The following is a 17,004-nucleotide window of genomic DNA, read 5'->3' as shown; positions in this document are numbered from 1 at the left end:
GCTATGTGGGACGCCCCACAGCCCGTGCAAGGGGCGTGGCCAGGGGGATGACCAGGGAGCCGACCGGGAGACAAGGCGCGCGTGTGGGCACGGGAGAGGGCAGGGCGCGGTGGAGAGTCAGGCGGCAACGCCGCCCGTTTCACCCGTCCGGCCGTTGCGCCGTGCCACCACCCAGCCGATCAGCGCGCCCATCAGCATCACCAGGGCCGCGATCAGGAAGGCGGCGCCCGGATGCGGGAACAGCGGATCGCTGCCGACCGAGGCGGAATAGACCGTGCCGAAGAAGACCGGAGCCAGGATGCCGGCGACGCTCGCCACGCTCATGTTGGCGCCCTGCAACTGGCCTTGTTCGGATGGGCTGACCCGCTGTGTCATCAACGACTGGATTGTCGGCATCGCCAGCCCCCACAGCGCGTTCGGCACGATGGCGAAGGCGAACCAGCCGCCATCCGGCGCTAGCCCCATGCAGGCCAGCCCGAACGCCCCACCGAACAGGCCGACGACCATGGTGCCGCGGTCGCCCAGCCACTTCACCACGCGCGGCACCACCAAACCTTGCATGACCATGTCGAGCGCACCGACCATCGACAGCAGAAGACCGACATCCCAGGCGCTCCAGCCATAGCGGTGCGCGGCATAGAGCACAAAGACGGCGGGAAAGATCTGGTGGGAGACATGCAGCATGAAATTGACCATCGCCAGACCCGACAGTTCCGGGTGCGAGCGCAGCAGCTGGAACGCTCCGAACGGGTTGGCCCGGCGCCAGGAAAAGGCCATGCGGTTTTCCGGCGGAAGCGATTCCGGCAACACCACCAGACCATAGAGGAAGGCCAGTCCACTGAGCAGGCCGGCCCCCCAGAAGGGCGCCCGCGGCGAGATCTCGCCCAGCACTCCGCCCAGCAGCGGTCCGGCGATGAAGCCGGCACTGAAGGCGGCGCCGATCAGGCCATAGGCGCGCGCCCGCTGCTCCGGCGGCGTCACGTCGGCCATATAGGCGAAGACCGTGGTGAAGCTGGAGGAGGTGATGCCGGCAACGGCACGGCCGAACACCAGCCACCACAAATTCGGCGCCACCGCCATCAGCACATAGTCTGCCGCCAGCCCCAGCGCCGACAGCAGGATCACCGGCCGCCGGCCAAAGCGGTCCGACAGCGACCCGATCACCGGCGAGGAGAAGAACTGCATCAGCGCCCACAGCGCCACCAGCGCACCGTTGATGGTGCCGGCCTGCGCATCGGCCCCGGCGAACTCCTCGATCAGCGCCGGCAGCACCGGAATGACGATGCCCATCGCCACGATGTCGAGTGCGGCGGTGACGAGAATGAAGGCTATCGCGGCCTTGCGCGGACGAACGGACGACATTGAAAACCTTTGGAATCAAAAAATGCAAGCGTCCAAAAGGGACGCAGGCGGACCCCGGCCGGAATGGGCGGGCCGGACGGCATCGCGAAGTGGGGCGGATCATAGAGGAAGCGAAGGCGATTTGGAAGCGGAATATTTCCGACTTCGGATGATTTTTCGCGGCGGGCTATCAAAGCGCTGACATTGCCCTTACATGCGCTTACAAGAGAAAAACACATAAGTTCGATTATGGAAATTTCCTGAACGGTCGGCTAAACCTCCAGGGCTTCATAGCCTGCCGAATCCTGATTGAGGGAGAAACAAAAAAGCTCCTGTCACCATCCGGTGACAGGAGCTTCGCGCTTGCCGAACACGGCGCAGCCAGCGTCAGCCGAAGCGGCCGGTGATGTATTCGGAGGTCTTTTCCTTGGTCGGATTCGTGAAGATCTCTTCCGTGTTCCCGAACTCGATCAGCTCGCCCAGATACATGAAGGCGGTGAAGTTGGAGATGCGGGCCGCCTGCTGCATGTTGTGGGTCACGATGGCAATGCAGTAGTCGGACCGCAGCTCGTCGATCAGCTCCTCGCACTTGGCGGTGGAGATCGGATCGAGCGCCGAGGTCGGCTCGTCCAGCAGCAGGACCGACGGCTTCACCGCGATGGCGCGGGCGATGCACAGGCGCTGCTGCTGGCCACCGGACAGGCTCATGCCGTTCTGGCGCAGCTTGTCCTTCACCTCGTCCCACAAGGCGGCGCGGCGTAGCGAGAACTCCACACGCTCGTCCATGTCGGCGCGCGACAGCTTCTCGTACAGCTTCACGCCGAAGGCGATGTTGTCGTAGATCGACATCGGGAACGGCGTCGGCTTCTGGAACACCATGCCGACGCGGGCGCGCAGCAGGTTCAGGTCCTGCTTGGGCGACAGGATGTTGACGCCGTCCAGCATGACCTCGCCGGTGGCGACCTGCTTGGGATAGAGGTCGTACATCCGGTTCAGGATGCGCAGCAGGGTCGACTTGCCGCAGCCCGACGGGCCGATGAAGGCGGTGACCTGGCGGTCGTAGAGCGGCAGCGAGATGCTCTTCAGCGCGCGATAGCCGTCATAGAAGAAGTCCAGGTTGCGGACGGTGATCTTCTCGGGCAGGCCGGCACCGGCGATGGCACGGTCGGCGGCGGCGCCGGCCATCATGCCGGGGGGCATCGGGTGGCTGCCGTGGGCTTGGCTGTTGGCGTCCATGTGGGTCATCGTCATGGTTACTTTCTCGTCGTGCCGAGACCGGCCAGCAGCCGGGCGCCGATGTTGAGGAGCAGGATGGCGACCGTGATCAGGAGCGCGCCGCCCCAGGCCAGCTGGCGCCAGTCCTCATAGGGCGACATCGCGTACTGGAAGATGACCACCGGCAGGTTGGCCATCGGCGCGTTCATGTCCGCGCTCCAGAACTGGTTGTTCAGGGCGGTGAACAGCAACGGCGCGGTCTCGCCGCTGATGCGGGCGACGGCCAGCAGCATGCCGGTGATCATGCCGTTGCGGGCGGCACGGTAGGCGACCATCGTGATCACCTTCCATTGCGGCGCACCGAGCGCGGCGGCGGCCTCGCGCAGGCTGTTGGGCACCAGCTTCAGCATGTCCTCGGTCGTGCGGACGACGACCGGGATCACCAGCACCGCGAGCGCCATGGCACCCGCCCAGGCCGAGAAATGGCCCATGCGGATCACCAGCACCTCGTAGACGAACAGGCCGACCATGATCGACGGCGCGCTCAGCAGCACGTCGTTGATGAAGCGCACCACCTCGGCCAGCTTGGTGTTGCGGCCGAACTCCGCCAGATAGGTTCCGGCCATGACGCCGACCGGGGTGCCGACCGCGGTGGCGACCGCGGTCATGACGACGCTGCCGAAGATGGCGTTCAGCAGGCCGCCCTCGCCGCCCGGCGGCGGGGTGTTCTCGGTGAACAGGCTGAGGTTGATGGCCGACAGCCCGTTGTAGAGCAGCGTCCACAGGATGGCGACCAGCCAGAAGAGGCCAAAGCCGGCGGCCCCCAGCGCCAGCGACAGCGCCAGCTTGTTGGCGATGCGCCGGCGGTGATACAGCCCGCCGATGGGGGTCGCCAGCGTCGCGGAATTGGACATCGTCATGGGCCTCAAACTCCGGCCTTGCGCTGCAGGCGCAGCAGCATCAGCTTGGCGATCGACAGGACGGCGAAGGTGATCAGGAACAGGATCAGGCCGAGCGCCACCAGCGAGGAGGTGTAGACGTCGCCAACCGCCTCGGTGAACTCGTTGGCGATGGAGGCCGAGATCGTCGTGCCCGGCGCCATGATCGAGGAGCTGATGCGGTGCGCGTTGCCGATGACGAAGGTAACCGCCATCGTCTCGCCCAGCGCGCGGCCCAGCCCCAGCATCACGCCGCCGACGACGCCGGTGCGGGTGTAGGGCAGCACCACGTTCCACACCACCTCCCAGGTGGTGGCACCCAGCCCGTAGGCGGATTCACGCACCATCGGCGGCACCGTCTCGAAGACGTCGCGGGTGATGGAGGTGATGAAGGGCAGAACCATGATGCCCAGGATCAGGCCGGCGGTCAGGATGCCGATGCCGTAGGGCGGCCCCATGAACAGGTTGCCGATGCCGGGGATCTGGCCCAGCGTATTGATCAGGAAGGGCTGGATGGTCGACTGCATGAAGGGGGCAAAGACGAACAGGCCCCAGATGCCGTAGATGATGCTGGGGATCCCGGCGAGCAGCTCGATGGCGACGCCGAGCGGGCGCTTCAGCCAGGCGGGGCACATCTCGGTGATGAACAGGGCGATGCCGAAGCTGACGGGAATGCCGACAGCCATGGCGATGACCGACGTTACCAGCGTGCCGTAAATGGGGGCGAGCGCGCCGAATTCCTCCGACACCGGGTTCCAGACTTCGGTTCCGACGAAGCCGAAGCCGAACGCGCGGAGTGCCGGCAGCGCGCCGTCGATCAGGGAAACCGTGACGCCGCCCAGAATCAGCAGGACGAGCAGCGCGAATGCGAGGGTGGCGTTGCGGAAAGCCGCATCCTGCAGGCGCTGGCGGCGGGCCCGTCGGGCGGTGGAGGCGTGTGCGTCGGTCAAGGTCAGCGCGATCTCGGTCATGGCCGCTCCGTGAGGCGTGCGGTGGGGACGGCGCAATTTCCGTCCCCTCCGGCGATCATGCCCCCGGGCGCGCCAACCAGCGGCCCGCCCGGGGTCGGTTGGCCGTCGTTACTTGGCCGACGCGGTCCAGACCGGCTTGCCGTCGGCCTGGATGGTCTGCGACCAGGTCTTCTGGACAAGCGACACCACGGCGTCCGGCATCGGGACATAGTCCAGCTCGGTCGCCATCTTGGAGCCGTTCTTGTAGGCCCAGTCGAAGAACTTCAGCGCTTCGGCCGAAGACGCCACGTCCTGCGGGGTCTTGTACATCAGGATGAAGCTGGCGCCGGTGATCGGCCAGCTCTCCGCACCCGGCTCGTCGGTCAGCAGGACGTAGTAGCCCTTGGCATTGGCCCAGTCGGCGTTGGCGGCGGCAGCCTGGAAGGCCTCGATCTTCGGGGAGACGGTCTTGCCGTCCTTGTTCTGCAGATCGAGATGGGTGATGTTGTTCTGCTTGGCGTAGGCGTATTCGACGTAGCCGATCGAGCCGTCCGTCTGCTTGACCATGTTGGCCACGCCCTCGTTGCCCTTGGCGCCGATGCCGGCCGGCCACTGGACGGAGGTGTTGGCGCCGATCTGGGTCTTGAACTTCGGGCTGGTCTTCGACAGGTAGTCGGTGAACAGGAAGTTGGTGCCCGACCCGTCAGAGCGGTAGACCGGGGCGATGGCGGTGTTCGGCAGGTTGACGTTGGGGTTCAGCGCCTTGATCTGCGCGTCGTTCCACTTGGTGATCTCGCCCATGTAGATGTTGGCGAGAACGGTGCCCGACAGCTTGACCTCGCCGGCCTTGATGCCCTTCAGGTTCACGACCGGAACCACGCCGCCCATGATCATCGGGAACTGGATCAGGCCGGCCTGCTCCAGCTCTTCCGGCTTCAGCGGCATGTCCGACGCGCCGAAGGTGACCGTCTTGGCCTTGATCTGCTTGATGCCGCCGCCCGAACCGATCGACTGGTAGTTCAGGCCCGTGCCCGTCTCCTTCTTGTAGGCGTCGGCCCACTTGGCATAGATCGGGTACGGGAAGGTGGCGCCGGCGCCGGAGATGTCGGCGGCCGAGGCGACCGAAATCGGGGCGACCGACACGGACAGGACGGCCAGGGCACCGAAGGCAGCGCAGCGAACGAACGCCGAGGTCATGGTTTTCACGGCTAAACTCCCGATAGGTTTGGACGGTTTGGTTGGGTTTTTCGGAAAAGCCCGGCCTTGGCCGGATGTCGGAACCCGCCTTCTTCGTCGCGGTGACCATAGCCGCCGCCGGTGACGGGTTTGTTTTGTTTACGTGTCAGTTTTATGAAACCGACCCGTTCGAGACTGGGAACGCGAAGTCCTGGCAAGGCTCATCGCGCGGCCCGGATTTCCTGGAGGAACAGATGCACGGCGGAGCCGAGGTTGGTCGCCTCGTGCGACAGGCCTTCCGCCACCAGCAGCACGTCACCGGCTTGGGTACGCACCTTGGCCGCGGCCTCGGACAGGCCGGCGACATGGTCCGACGCCGCCTGGGTGCCGACCGCCACGCGGTGCGAGCTGTCGACGATGCTCGACGTGATCACCGCCTGCTCCTCCACCGCTGCGGCGATGGCCGAGGCGTTGGATTCGATGCGCTGGACGCTGCCGGTCATGGCCGCCACCACCTCCGCCGTCTCGCGGCTGGCCGCCTGGGTCGCGGCGATCTGGCGGGCGATCTCGGCGGTGGCCTGGGCGGTCTGGCCGGCAAGGGCCTTCACCTCTCCGGCGACCACGGCGAAGCCACGGCCCATCTCCCCTGCCCTCGCCGCCTCGATGGTGGCGTTCAGCGCCAAGAGGTTGGTCTGGCCGGCGATCTCGTCGATCAGCCCGACGACGGTGCCGATTTCTCCCGCCGTGCTCGACAGGTCGGCGACGGTGGCCTTCACCTGCTCCGCTCCGGCGGCGGTGTCGCCGATGATGCGGGCCGATTCGCCGGTGCGCTTGCTGATCTCGGCGATGGACTGGGAGATTTCCGAAGCGGCGGTCGCCACCTGCTGGATGCCCGCCGCCATCTCGCCGGACAGCTGCATCGCGGCCTCGGCGCGGTCGTTGGCGTTGGCGGCGATGTCGGTCAGCGAGCGGGCGCGGGCGGCCATCTGGCGCGCGGCCTCGGCCAGCGTTTCGACGCTGCTCAGCACGTTGCGTTCGAACTGGTCGGCGATCTCCAGCATGCTGGTGCGGCGGGCCGACGCGGCGTTGCGGCGCTCGATCTCCACCTTCTCGTGCGCCTCTTCCATGGCGCGGGCGTTGGCGATGAAGACGAACAGCGCGCGGGCCATGTCGGTGATCTCGTCATTGCCGTCGGCCTTCTGCTCGACCGTCAGGTCGCCGCCGGCGACCCGGCGCATGGCGTCGGCGAGCGCCTCCATCCGGCCGACGACGCGGCGGCCGACATAGAGCGAGACGATCAGCCCGGCCAGCAGCACGCCGGCGGTCGCCAGCAGGATCTGAACCTGATTGGTGCGTTCCAGCGCCTCGTGGGCGGCGGCGGCCCCGTCGGCGGTCGCCTTTTCCGCCGCCTGGACCAGCCCGTCGACCATGGCGGTGAGGGTGGCGCCGGTGCTGCGATTGCTGTCGATCAGCGCGGCATTCTCGGCATAGGCCGCCAGCTCGCCGGCCCGCAGCGCCAGGATGCCGTCGTTGCCGAAGCCAAGGTCCAGCAGCCGCTCCGCCAGCCGGCGGACCTCCGCCCCCAGATCGTCGCCTGACGCGGCCAGGGTGCTGCGGATCGTTGCCGCCAGCGGGGCCAGCGTGCGGCGGGCGGCAGCCAGACGGGCCGGCGTCTCGGCGTTGCCGGCCTCCGCCAGCTTGCCGGCCAGCAGGTTGGCGTCGGCCATCAGGCCGCTCAGGACGGTGTAGCGCTGCTGCGCCGCCGGGACCGTGTTGGTGGACAAATCCTGCATCCGTTCGGCGATCGCATTGCCGGCCTCGGCGATGCGGCCGCGCGAATTCAGCATCAGCGGCAGCATGCGGGCGTTGGCGTCGCGGTCCAGCCGGACGATGTCGTCGACGCTGGCGTTTAGCGACTCGGTCAGCTTTTGCCCTTCCGCCTCCGGAATCCCGGGGCTCAGCTGACGGACGCGGCGGGTGTAGACGCTGGCATCGCCATCGCCGAAGGCGGCCAGCTCGTTGATCGTCGCCACCACCGGGGCCGCAGCCTCGCTCTTCGCCAGCGGACGCAGTGCGCCCTGCAGGTCGGACAGCGCGGAGTCGAAGTCGGTGGAGAGCGACATCACCTTGGACCGGTTGGTCTCGAAGGCGCCGATCAGCAGCGATTTTGCCAGGGCCGCTTCGGCACCGCGCAGCTGGAACAGCGGGATCACCGTCTGCCCCAGTTCGGCGCCGATCACCGCGGAGGATTCGGAGGTCGCCTGCACCATCGCGGAAATCGCCTGGGCCAGCTGTTCGCGCGAGGCCTGCATGTCCGGCTTCAGCGCGGCGAGCAGACGGGCATGGGCATCGCTCAGCTCCGCCAGCCGGCCGCTGCGCTGCTCCTGCAAGGTCAGCCGCCGTCCGGTCGCCGTCCCCAGCGCATCGATGGTACCCAGCAGCGAGCGCGCGGTTCCGGTCAGGTCGGCGACGCGGGCCGCATCGCCACCAGCATGGCCCTGTCCGCCGGCCAGCTGGGCGAGCTGACCGTCCAGCGCCCGGCGCTGCTCGCCCGCCGCATTGCGCAGCCGGACCAGATCCTCCTCCGACGAAGCGGCGTCGATCAGCGGCCCCAGCGCCAGCACCCGCGCCGTGGTGGTGGCGAGGCCATGGGCGGCGCTGAGCACCGGCACCTGGGTGCCGGTGATGTCGGCGACATGGCCGCGGACGGCGCCGTAGGACATCCAGCCGACCACCGCCGCGATGCAGGGCAGTGCCGCCACGGTTCCGAAGGCGATCAGCATCTTCGACTTGATGCCGGACCGCCGGCGCTGGTCGATAGGCTTTGCCATATGGGCCACCCGTGGCTTGGAGGTTGTCCGTACCGCGCCCGCGGTTCTCCGCAAGCCGGCCGGTGCCATGGGTAGCCCTTCTGGTTGGATGAATCGGTGACGGTTGGATGAAGTTTTCGCTACGCACAATCGAAAGATTGCCGGAGGCCGGAAATCATCGGTCGCGCAGGCGGTCATGGTGAATCGAACGTAAACAGCGCGTGAAACGAACAGCGGCGCCCGACTGGGCCGGACGCCGCGTTACTGCACGCATACCGCGTAGAATCTGGAAGGAATGCCGCCGTTACACCGGCGGCGCCGTCCGACGCAGGCTGTCCCGGTCAGAGGCCTTGGTGAACCAGGCGGTGAGCGCCGGGCGCCCCACGCGCCAATCCTCGTGCCCGAACCGGAAATCGAGGTAACCGAGCGCCACCAGCACCGACAGGATGCCGATGGTCGCCTCACCCTCCAGCGACGCGGCCTCCGCCTCCAGCAGGTCGAGCGAACGGGCCACCGCCTTACGCTGGCGTTCCATCCAGTTGGCCGATTTTTCGCCGTCCGGACGCATGGATTCCAGCCGGCGCAGGATGGCGGCATCACAGATGCCGTCGGCGACGGCCTGCTGGCGCAGCGCCGTCCAACGGGCCGGGCCGGCCGGCGGGAACAGCGGCGCCCGGTCGCCCAGCGAATCGAGATACTCGACGATCACCGGGCTGTCGAACAGCGTGGTGCCGTCCTCCAGCGTCAGGGCGGGGACCTTGCCCAGCGGGTTGTCCGTCGGCAGATCGGTGTCGGCCGACCAGGGATCGGTCGTCACCCGCTCCACCCGGTCCTCCAGCCCGCGTTCGATCAGGACCATCATCACCTTGCGCACATAGGGCGAGGTGGGGCTCCAGCGCAGCTTCAACATGGACGCTCCTTCCGCATTCGATTGGTTGTCGGCAAGCTTCACCCGCGGAAATGGTCCTTGCGCCGGCGCAGTTCGGCGAACACCTCCACCGACGGGGCGCCGGTCATGCCGATGGCGGCCTGGACACCGGGATCGTCGGCGCGCAGGAAGGGGTTGGTGCGCCGTTCCATGCCGATGGTGGTGGGAAGCGTCGGCCGGTTCCGCTCGCGCAGTTCCGCAACCTCCTCCATCCGCTGATGCAGGGCGGCGTTGGCGGGATCGACGGTCAGGGCGAAGCGGCCATTCGACTGGGTGTATTCGTGGCCGCAATAGACCAGGGTCCGGTCGGTCAGCGCCCGCAGGCTTTGCAGCGACTCCCACATCTGCGCCGGCGTGCCTTCAAACAGACGGCCGCAGCCCAGCGAGAACAGCGTGTCGCCGCTGAACAGGGTTTCCGCCGCCTCGAACCAGAAGGCGATGTGGCCGCTGGTGTGGCCGGGCACGGCGAAGACGCGGGCGGTCTGCTCGCCGAACACCGTCCGGTCGCCGTCGCTGAGCGCCACATCCATGCCGGGGATGCGGTGGGCGTCGGCACGGGCGCCGACCACGCTGGCGCGATAGCCCTCCTTCAGCGCTGCCGCTCCGCCGATATGGTCGTCGTGATGATGGGTCAGGAAGATGTGGGTCAGGGACCAACCGCGCCGATCCAGCTCGGCCTGCACCGGGGCAGCGTCGCCGGGATCGACCACACCGACCTTGCCGGATGCCGCGTCACGCAGCACATAGATATAGTTGTCGGCGAAAGCCGGAACGAGAATGACCTCCACGGCAGCGGACTCCCTGCTGTTGCGATACGAAACCCGTGTTACGCTTGGGATACCATGTACACAGATATCGTCGATCTGAGGGAGTTCTACGAGTCCGGATTGGGGCAGACGGCCCAGCGGATGATCCGGCGGCGCATCCGCACCATCTGGCCGGACGTGCGCGACCAGATCGTTCTCGGCGTCGGCTACACCACACCCTACCTGCGACCCTTCATGGGCGAGGCCGACCGGGTGGTGGCGGTGATGCCGGCCAGCCAGGGAGTCAGCTTCTGGCCGGCGGAAGGGCCCGGCATGGTGGCGCTGGGCGACGAGGCCGACCTGCCCTTCGGCGACAACACCATCGACCGCGTGCTTCTGGTCCATGGGCTCGAGGGCACCGAGCAGCTGCGCCCGATGATGCGCGAGATCTGGCGCGTGCTGGCCGGCGGCGGCCGGGTGCTGGCGGTGGTGCCGAACCGCCGCGGCCTGTGGGCGCGCGCCGACTGGACGCCCTTCGGCCACGGCTTTCCCTATTCCGCCTCGCAGCTGAAGCAGGTGCTGCGCGACACCATGTTCGTGCCGGAACGCACCCGCCACGCCCTGTTCATGCCGCCGCTCCGCTCGCACTTCCTGCAAAAGACGGCACCCGCCTGGGAAGAGGTCGGCGGGCGCTGGTTCAAGGCCTTCGCCGGGGTGACGATGATCGAGGCGTCGAAGCAGATCTTCGCCGGCGTGTCGCGCCGGGCGGCACAGCAGCCGGTGAAGCGCCGGCTGATCGTGCCGCTGCCGGGCGGTGCGGCCCCCGCCGCCAGAAGCGGCACCCCCCGCACCACCATCGCCGGCGGCGACTCCGTCGACTGCCAGCAGCCTTATCCGCGCGTCTGACGCAGCGCGTCGGTGACGCGGCCGGCGAGACCGCTGCCCAGGCTGCCGGCCCGCTCCGCGATGCCGCGGCTCAGCGCGGTCAGCTCCTCAAGATTGCGGGTCACGCCCCCCAGCGTCTGTTCGGCGTCGCCGATCCGCTGTTCCGCCGCCATGGCGTCCTGACGCGAGCGGTCGAGCGACCGCGCGACCTCCGAGGTCAGGGTCGCCTGCTCGTCGATGGCGGCGGCGACGGTGCCGTTGATCGCCTGGATCGAGCCGATGGTGGAATGGATGCGGCCCAGCGCCTCGTCCACCGCGGCGGTTTCCTTTTGCAGATTGGCGACCTGATCGGCGATCTGCTTGGTGGCGTCGGCGGTCTGGCGCGACAGCGCCTTCACCTCGTTGGCGACGACGGCAAAGCCGCGCCCGGCCTCTCCCGCCCGCGCCGCCTCGATGGTGGCGTTCAACGCCAGCAGGTTGGTCTGGCTGGCGATGGCATTGATCAGCTTCACCACGCTGGCGATCTGTTCCGCGGCGGAGCGCAGCGAGTTCATCACTGTGGTGGCGCGGTCGCTGTCCGACGCCGCGGCAAGGCTGATCTCGCGCGCCTTGCTGGTGTCCCCGGAAATCTGGTCGGAGGTCGAGGCCAGCCGGTCGAGCATGCCGGCGATGGCGCTGACCGAGCCATCCACGGCACGCGCCGCCCCCGCGGCGTCGGCGGCCTGCCGCAACCCATCCGTCCCGGCGGAGCGGACGGCCGCGACCGCCGATTCCAGCTTGCGCCCGGCATCGGCCAGTTCGGTGGCGAACCCGCCGACCTCGCGCTCGACCCGTTCCGACAATTCGCGCATCAGGGCGACCCGGCGGGTTTCCGCCGTTTCGGCCCGCAGGGTCGCCAGCACCCAATGGCGCGCGAGGCGGGCGAAGCGGCGGGCCTGATCGGCCGGCGCCGCGATGGCGAGCGCCCCGACCCGTTCCCCGTCCAGCTCGATGGCGATGGCATAGCCTTCCCGCATCGTGCCGCCCGACTTGGCCGCCTCATCGCGGGTGACGGCACGCTCGTCCAGCCGGCGGGCCACGATGTCGCCGGCGACCGGATGGCCGGTGCCGATCCGCTCCCGCGCGGTTGAGGCGATGACGGCACCGCTCCTGCCGGCGATGGAGACGACGGAGTCCAGTTCCCGGCCGATGGAGTCGCAAAGATCCTGTGCGATGGTGGCGCTGATGTCCAAGACGCTTCTCCCCTTCTTCCCGTTTATGGTTTTCAATTGGAGTCCTGCGGCACCACCCGCCATGACGGGGCATGCCGGCCACCCAACTACCGCGTTGCGAGCACCTCTTTCGCCCGTACGCAATGTTCAGACAGTACACACAACATTTACGAACGAAGAGTTGAAAGAATGACGCAGCCGACCGTTCTGGTGCTTCCCGGTTTGGGCAACTCCGGCACCGATCATTGGCAGAGCTGGCTGGAAGGCCGTCTGCCGGCCCTGACCCGCGTCGATCTGGGCGATTGGGATGCGCCGGAGCCGGACCGCTGGGTGGAGCGGCTCGACGAGGCGGTGCGTGCCGCGCCCGGTCCGGTCGTGCTGGTCGCGCACAGCCTTGCCTGCATCCTCGTCGCCCGCTGGGCCGCGGCCAGCGACAGGACGGAAACGGTCGCCGCCGCTTTGCTGGTCGCCCCGCCCGACGTCGAATCACCCCAGACGGTGCCGGCCGAGGCCTGCCGCTTCGCCCCGGCGCCGACCGATCCCCTGCCCTTCCCGGCGGTGGTGGTCGGCAGCCGCAGCGACCCCTACTGCACCGCCGCCCGCGCCTGCGGCTTCGCCGCGCTGTGGGGCGCCGACTTCATCGACGCGGGCGAGGTCGGCCACATCAACGGCGCCAGCGGCCATGGTCCCTGGCCGATGGGTGAGACGCTGCTGAAGGACATGCTGGCCCAGATCTAACCTCCCCTTGCCGCTGCGGGCGAAAGGGTGCGACACAGGAGCGTCGTCGCGCGCCCGCCAGCGGATTGGAGCTTATGACCGGTCTTCCCATCGTCGAGGCCGCCCCGGCCAAGCTGAACCTCTACCTGCATGTCACCGGCCGGCGCGCCGACGGCTATCACGAGCTTGACAGCCTCGTCGCCTTCGCCGAGTTCGGCGACAGCATCGCCCTGACGCCGGGTGCGGCACGGGTGGCCCTGCGCGGTGCCGACCTGCCGCCGGCCGGCCCGCGCCTGGCCATCGCCGGTCCTTTCGGCCCGGCCCTGATGGGCGAGTCCCCCGCCAGCAATCTGGTGATGCGCGCCGCCCATGCCCTGGCCGTCCGGCTGGGGCGCGAGGCCGACGTGATGATCGCCCTGACCAAGGCGCTGCCGGTCGCATCGGGGATCGGCAGCGGATCGGCGGACGCCGCCGCCTGCCTGCGGGCGCTCGCCCGGCTCTGGGGAGTGGCGCCGGACGACGCGGCGCTGTTTGCGGTGGCCGCCGGGCTGGGCGCCGACGTGCCGGTCTGCGTCGCTGGGCGAAGCTGCTATTTCGGCGGCATCGGCGATGAGTTGGACGAGGCGCCGGACCTGCCGGAAACCCATGTGGTCCTGGTCAACCCGAATGTCCCGGTGCCGACCCCGGCGGTGTTCAAGGCGATGGCCGCCGCCCGCGCCAAAAGCGGCGCCGGTTTCTCCACCCCTGCCCGCTTCACCCGCAAACCGGCCGACGCGGCCGACCTCGCGGCCCTATTGCTGGAGCGGAACAACGACCTGACCGCCCCGGCCCTGACGGTGGCACCGGTGATCGCCGAGGTGCTGGCGGCGCTGGAGCGCAGCGCCGGCTGCCTGCTGCCCCGCCTGTCCGGCAGCGGCGCCACCTGCTTCGGTCTCTACGCCACGGCGGCGGCGGCCGACTCCGCGGCCAAATCCATCGCCGCTGCATCGCCTGGCTGGTGGGTCAGGCCGACCCGGCTGCTCCCAACCCCAGCCGGCGCCCCCGCCCTGCCGCGCGGGATCGTCGCCGATCCGGCGGCGGCCGTCCCACCGCCTCCGGTCCCCTTCCCCGACACCGGCGGCTGGGGCGTGGGCTGACGAGCGCTTACGCCCGCATGTAGCCCCAGCCGTCCGCCTGCGCCTCGGCGATGTCGAGGACGCCGGCGGCGACCACCGTCAGCCCCTCGGCGGTCCGGCCGGTCTTCGCCAGCGTGTTGCCGCAGACCCGCAGGAGCCGGTCGGTCTCCGCATCCGGGCTGTCGAGGGCCGCGGCGACCGCACCGGCATTGACGACGATGCGCACCTCCGCATCCGGCCGCGCCTTCAGCAGGTTGCGGGCATTGTTCCGCGCCCGCTCCAGCGCGGCCGGGGTGGGGGCGTGGATGACCAGCCGCAGGGGAGATGCCATGTGCGGAGATGCCATGTCCGTCACTTCTTCTTTGCCGCGTCATGGAAGGTGAAGTCGAACAGCGCATCGACATCCACCGGTTCGGTGATCTGGGCCAGCGATTGCTGGAAGGCCTGCATCCGCTTGGTGGAGTCCAGGATCACCCGCGGGTCGTCGATGAAGGTCGTCGCGTCCGAGGTCAGCGCCGCCCGCATCACGTCGCGTTCGACCAGTCCCTTGCCGATGATGTCGGTCACCAGTTCCGCCGTGCGGTCCGGATTGGATTTGGCGAAGGCGGTGGCGCGGATGTGCAGCTTGACCAGTTCGGCCACCGCGTCGCGGTTTTTGGCGATGGCGTCCTCCGTCACCACCAGCACCGCACCCGGCTGCTTTGGGAACATGCTGCCGGCCTTGGCGATGATCGCCGCATCCTGGAGACGCGACTGCACCAGCGTCAGGATCGGCTCCAGGATCGACGCGCCGTCGATGGCGCCGGTCAGCAGAGACTGCTGCAAGGGCTGTTCGCCCATGCCGACGATCTCGATATCCTCCGAGGGGATGCGGGCGATCTCCGCCATCCAATAGCGCAGCACCGTATCCGGCACCGATCCGGCGGGCAGCGAGCCGATCTTCGGCCGCCGGCCGTTGGCGGCGCGGAAGGCCTTGACCCCCTCGGCCGGGCTGGCGGCGCCGGCCATCGCCTTCACCAGCGGGCCACGGCCGATCAGCGCCACCTGATCGATGACGTTGGCGGCGACGACCTTCAGCTTCACCCCTTTCGAGCGGGCGATCATCGCCGGTCCGATGCCGACATAGGCGACGTCCAGCGTCCCGGACGCGAGCGCCTGGATCATCGCCGGCCCCGACTGGAAGCTGGTGGTTTGCAGCGCAAGACCGGCATCCGCCGCCCAACCCTCGCCCGTCAGCACATAGAGCTGCGTCATAGGGATGATCGGGATATAGCCGACCCGCAGGCCGGTCGCCGCGAAGGCCGGCAGCGACGCGGCAGCGGCGGCGATGCCCAAGGCCGCCGCGCCCAGCAGAAGCTCGCGCCGGCTGACGTCGGGAGCGGTCGGACGGTCGGAATCGGTGAACTGGCTCGGGTTGGTCTGCGGCATGACGGTCTCCTTTTGCCGCGCCAACCTAGTAGGGCCAGCCGCAAATTTCAATTCACGGCCGGTCCCGACAGGAGGAACCCCGAATCAACACTGCACATTTGTTTTACCGTCAGGCCGGCAACCGGCGACGGACCGGGCGGATCAGCCACAGGTTCAGTGCCAGACTAACCAACGCTGCGCCGCCGATCACCCCTGCCATCGGCATGGCGGTGCCGTCGGCCATCAACCCGACCGCCCAGCCCGACAGCGCGCCGGTGCTGAATTGCAGCATGCCGGCAAGCGCCGACGCGGTGCCGGCCATCTGCGGGAAGGACTGCAACGCCCCGGCCATGGAATTGGCAAAGCAGAATCCGGTCACCGACATGAACAGGAACAGGCAGCCGACCAGCCCCCACAGCCCGCCCCAGCCGCTCAACACGCAGGCGACGAGCAGGATGCCGGTTGCGGCGGCCAGCCAGACGCCGATCCGCAACATCACGTCCGAGCCGAAGCGCATCACGGCGCGGCTGTTCAGCGTGTTGACGATGATCATGCCGACGATGTTCAACCCGAACAGGAAACCGTAATTCTCCGGCCGCACGCCGAACAGCTCGATGTAAACGAAGGGCGAGCCGGAGATGAAGGCGAACATCCCCGCATAGATGAAGGACGATCCCACCGCATAGCCCAGGTAACGGCGGTCGGTCAGGAGCTTGCGGTAGGCTTCTCCCAGCACCATCGGGCGCAGGCTGGTGCGCCGCGAGTCGGGATGGGTTTCCGGCAGGCTGGCAAGCGCCAGCAAGGCGACGATGCCGAAGGCGGCCTGCGCCCAGAAGATCCAGCGCCAGTTCGCCCACACCAGGATCTGGCCGCCGATCAGCGGCGCGATGATCGGGGCAGCCCCCATCACCAGCATCATCATCGACAGGACGCTGGCCGCCCGGTCGCGCTCGAAGACGTCGCGGATCATGGCGCGGACCAGCACCGGCCCGGCGCAAGCCCCCACCGCCTGCACGAAGCGCCATGCCGCCAGATGGCCGACATCGACGGTCATCGAACAGCCGACGCAGCCGATGGCGTAAAGCAGGATGCCGGTCGCCACCGGAATCCGCCGGCCGAACCGGTCGCTCAGCGCCCCCCACAGCAGCTGTCCGACGCCGAACCCCAGGAAGAAGGCCGACAGCGTCCACTGCACCTGGTCCTGCGCCGCATGCAGGTCCCGGCCGATCGCCGGCATACCGGGCAGATACATGTCGGTGCCCATCGGCCCGAACGACATCAGCACGCCCAGTGCTGCGATGAAGAACGGGCTTTCGGCAGGCGAACGGGAACGGACGGCGGCAAGGCGCGCGAGCATCGGGAAATCCGGATATGAAGGAATGGGGAGTCGGCCGGACGGAATCCGCAGCTTTCAAGCTGATCCCTTCATTGCCCGACGCAAAGTCCTGTCTCGGCATGGCAGCGTTGAGCAAGCCGCGACGTAACGCCGCCGCGACAATCTGGGTTCAGGTCAAATCACCGCGGTTACGGCGCAATAAAATTCTGGTTCGCTCCAGTAATCCATG

Annotated in this window: 15 protein-coding genes; 3 read left to right on the top strand and 12 right to left on the bottom strand. The window is 68.3% G+C overall.

The features are described from left to right. Positions 1–117 precede the first annotated feature (117 nt). The 8 genes from ACWPN3_RS12940 to gloB form a co-directional block, all read right to left on the bottom strand. Positions 118–1,362, bottom strand: coding sequence for a TCR/Tet family MFS transporter (locus ACWPN3_RS12940; protein WP_492239643.1), 1,245 nt, complete (start codon positions 1,360–1,362; stop codon positions 118–120). Positions 1,363–1,728: 366 nt separating this feature from the next. Continuing rightward, positions 1,729–2,592: a phosphate ABC transporter ATP-binding protein PstB gene (pstB, locus tag ACWPN3_RS12935; RefSeq protein WP_282188099.1), complete on the bottom strand. Its 864-nt coding sequence runs from the start codon at positions 2,590–2,592 to the stop codon at positions 1,729–1,731. A 2-nt stretch (positions 2,593–2,594) separates the two neighbouring features. Continuing rightward, positions 2,595–3,476, bottom strand: coding sequence for a phosphate ABC transporter permease PstA (pstA, locus tag ACWPN3_RS12930; protein WP_109096217.1), 882 nt, complete (start codon positions 3,474–3,476; stop codon positions 2,595–2,597). A 5-nt stretch (positions 3,477–3,481) separates the two neighbouring features. After that, entirely contained in the window at positions 3,482–4,465 is a 984-nt protein-coding gene (gene pstC, locus ACWPN3_RS12925; protein WP_109096216.1) for a phosphate ABC transporter permease subunit PstC, read from the bottom strand. Positions 4,466–4,573: 108 nt separating this feature from the next. Further along, positions 4,574–5,641, bottom strand: a complete 1,068-nt coding sequence (gene pstS, locus ACWPN3_RS12920; protein WP_109096215.1) for a phosphate ABC transporter substrate-binding protein PstS — start codon at positions 5,639–5,641, stop codon at positions 4,574–4,576. 200 nt (positions 5,642–5,841) lie between these two features. After that, positions 5,842–8,451: a methyl-accepting chemotaxis protein gene (locus ACWPN3_RS12915; protein WP_492239644.1), complete on the bottom strand. Its 2,610-nt coding sequence runs from the start codon at positions 8,449–8,451 to the stop codon at positions 5,842–5,844. Between the two features lie 283 nt (positions 8,452–8,734). Next, positions 8,735–9,340: a glutathione S-transferase N-terminal domain-containing protein gene (locus ACWPN3_RS12910; RefSeq protein WP_199237504.1), complete on the bottom strand. Its 606-nt coding sequence runs from the start codon at positions 9,338–9,340 to the stop codon at positions 8,735–8,737. Positions 9,341–9,378: 38 nt separating this feature from the next. Further along, positions 9,379–10,146 carry a hydroxyacylglutathione hydrolase gene (gene gloB / locus ACWPN3_RS12905; protein WP_492239645.1) on the bottom strand — a complete coding sequence of 256 codons (768 nt, stop codon included), beginning with the start codon at positions 10,144–10,146 and terminating at the stop codon, positions 9,379–9,381. A gap of 54 nt (positions 10,147–10,200) precedes the next feature. Between gloB and ACWPN3_RS12900 the strand changes: the two genes are divergently transcribed. Continuing rightward, on the top strand, positions 10,201–11,010 hold the full coding sequence (locus ACWPN3_RS12900) for a methyltransferase domain-containing protein (protein ID WP_109096212.1): 810 nt from the start codon (positions 10,201–10,203) through the stop codon (positions 11,008–11,010). Here the strand turns inward: ACWPN3_RS12900 and ACWPN3_RS12895 are convergent. Further along, positions 10,995–12,221 carry a methyl-accepting chemotaxis protein gene (locus tag ACWPN3_RS12895; protein WP_492239646.1) on the bottom strand — a complete coding sequence of 409 codons (1,227 nt, stop codon included), beginning with the start codon at positions 12,219–12,221 and terminating at the stop codon, positions 10,995–10,997. The two genes, ACWPN3_RS12900 and ACWPN3_RS12895, sit on opposite strands and share 16 nt — an antisense overlap. A gap of 168 nt (positions 12,222–12,389) precedes the next feature. Between ACWPN3_RS12895 and ACWPN3_RS12890 the strand changes: the two genes are divergently transcribed. Both ACWPN3_RS12890 and ACWPN3_RS12885 read left to right on the top strand, forming a co-directional pair. Beyond that, positions 12,390–12,938 (top strand): RBBP9/YdeN family alpha/beta hydrolase, encoded by a 549-nt coding sequence (locus tag ACWPN3_RS12890; RefSeq protein WP_492239647.1) that lies wholly within the window; start codon positions 12,390–12,392, stop codon positions 12,936–12,938. A gap of 74 nt (positions 12,939–13,012) precedes the next feature. Beyond that, entirely contained in the window at positions 13,013–14,053 is a 1,041-nt protein-coding gene (locus tag ACWPN3_RS12885) for a 4-(cytidine 5'-diphospho)-2-C-methyl-D-erythritol kinase (protein ID WP_492239648.1), read from the top strand. Positions 14,054–14,060: 7 nt separating this feature from the next. On the opposite strand, the gene ACWPN3_RS12880 is transcribed toward ACWPN3_RS12885, so the two are convergent. The 3 genes from ACWPN3_RS12880 to ACWPN3_RS12870 all read right to left on the bottom strand — a co-directional run bounded on the left by ACWPN3_RS12880 (position 14,061) and on the right by ACWPN3_RS12870 (position 16,796). After that, positions 14,061–14,378 carry a DsrE family protein gene (locus ACWPN3_RS12880; protein WP_199237502.1) on the bottom strand — a complete coding sequence of 106 codons (318 nt, stop codon included), beginning with the start codon at positions 14,376–14,378 and terminating at the stop codon, positions 14,061–14,063. Positions 14,379–14,383: 5 nt separating this feature from the next. Then, entirely contained in the window at positions 14,384–15,460 is a 1,077-nt protein-coding gene (locus ACWPN3_RS12875; protein WP_109096207.1) for an ABC transporter substrate-binding protein, read from the bottom strand. 109 nt (positions 15,461–15,569) lie between these two features. Then, positions 15,570–16,796 carry a Bcr/CflA family multidrug efflux MFS transporter gene (locus ACWPN3_RS12870; RefSeq protein WP_109096206.1) on the bottom strand — a complete coding sequence of 409 codons (1,227 nt, stop codon included), beginning with the start codon at positions 16,794–16,796 and terminating at the stop codon, positions 15,570–15,572. Between the last annotated feature and the right edge of the window lie 208 nt (positions 16,797–17,004).

The organism is Azospirillum sp. UENF 111221, from assembly GCF_058780625.1.
The sequence above is the reverse complement of the archived record's forward strand: the minus strand, read 5'-3'. Positions and strand labels throughout refer to the sequence as shown.

Bases quoted from the DNA above. Each gene is read 5' to 3' on its own strand.
- ACWPN3_RS12940 (WP_492239643.1), bottom strand. From the start codon at position 1,362: ATGTCGTCCGTTCGTCCGCGCAAGGCCGCGATAGCCTTCATTCTCGTC.
- pstB (WP_282188099.1), bottom strand. From the start codon at position 2,592: ATGACGATGACCCACATGGACGCCAACAGCCAAGCCCACGGCAGCCAC.
- pstA (WP_109096217.1), bottom strand. From the start codon at position 3,476: ATGACGATGTCCAATTCCGCGACGCTGGCGACCCCCATCGGCGGGCTG.
- pstC (WP_109096216.1), bottom strand. From the start codon at position 4,465: ATGACCGAGATCGCGCTGACCTTGACCGACGCACACGCCTCCACCGCC.
- pstS (WP_109096215.1), bottom strand. From the start codon at position 5,641: ATGACCTCGGCGTTCGTTCGCTGCGCTGCCTTCGGTGCCCTGGCCGTC.
- ACWPN3_RS12915 (WP_492239644.1), bottom strand. From the start codon at position 8,451: ATGGCAAAGCCTATCGACCAGCGCCGGCGGTCCGGCATCAAGTCGAAG.
- ACWPN3_RS12910 (WP_199237504.1), bottom strand. From the start codon at position 9,340: ATGTTGAAGCTGCGCTGGAGCCCCACCTCGCCCTATGTGCGCAAGGTG.
- ACWPN3_RS12900 (WP_109096212.1), top strand. From the start codon at position 10,201: ATGTACACAGATATCGTCGATCTGAGGGAGTTCTACGAGTCCGGATTG.
- ACWPN3_RS12890 (WP_492239647.1), top strand. From the start codon at position 12,390: ATGACGCAGCCGACCGTTCTGGTGCTTCCCGGTTTGGGCAACTCCGGC.
- ACWPN3_RS12885 (WP_492239648.1), top strand. From the start codon at position 13,013: ATGACCGGTCTTCCCATCGTCGAGGCCGCCCCGGCCAAGCTGAACCTC.
- ACWPN3_RS12880 (WP_199237502.1), bottom strand. From the start codon at position 14,378: ATGGCATCTCCGCACATGGCATCTCCCCTGCGGCTGGTCATCCACGCC.
- ACWPN3_RS12875 (WP_109096207.1), bottom strand. From the start codon at position 15,460: ATGCCGCAGACCAACCCGAGCCAGTTCACCGATTCCGACCGTCCGACC.
- ACWPN3_RS12870 (WP_109096206.1), bottom strand. From the start codon at position 16,796: ATGCTCGCGCGCCTTGCCGCCGTCCGTTCCCGTTCGCCTGCCGAAAGC.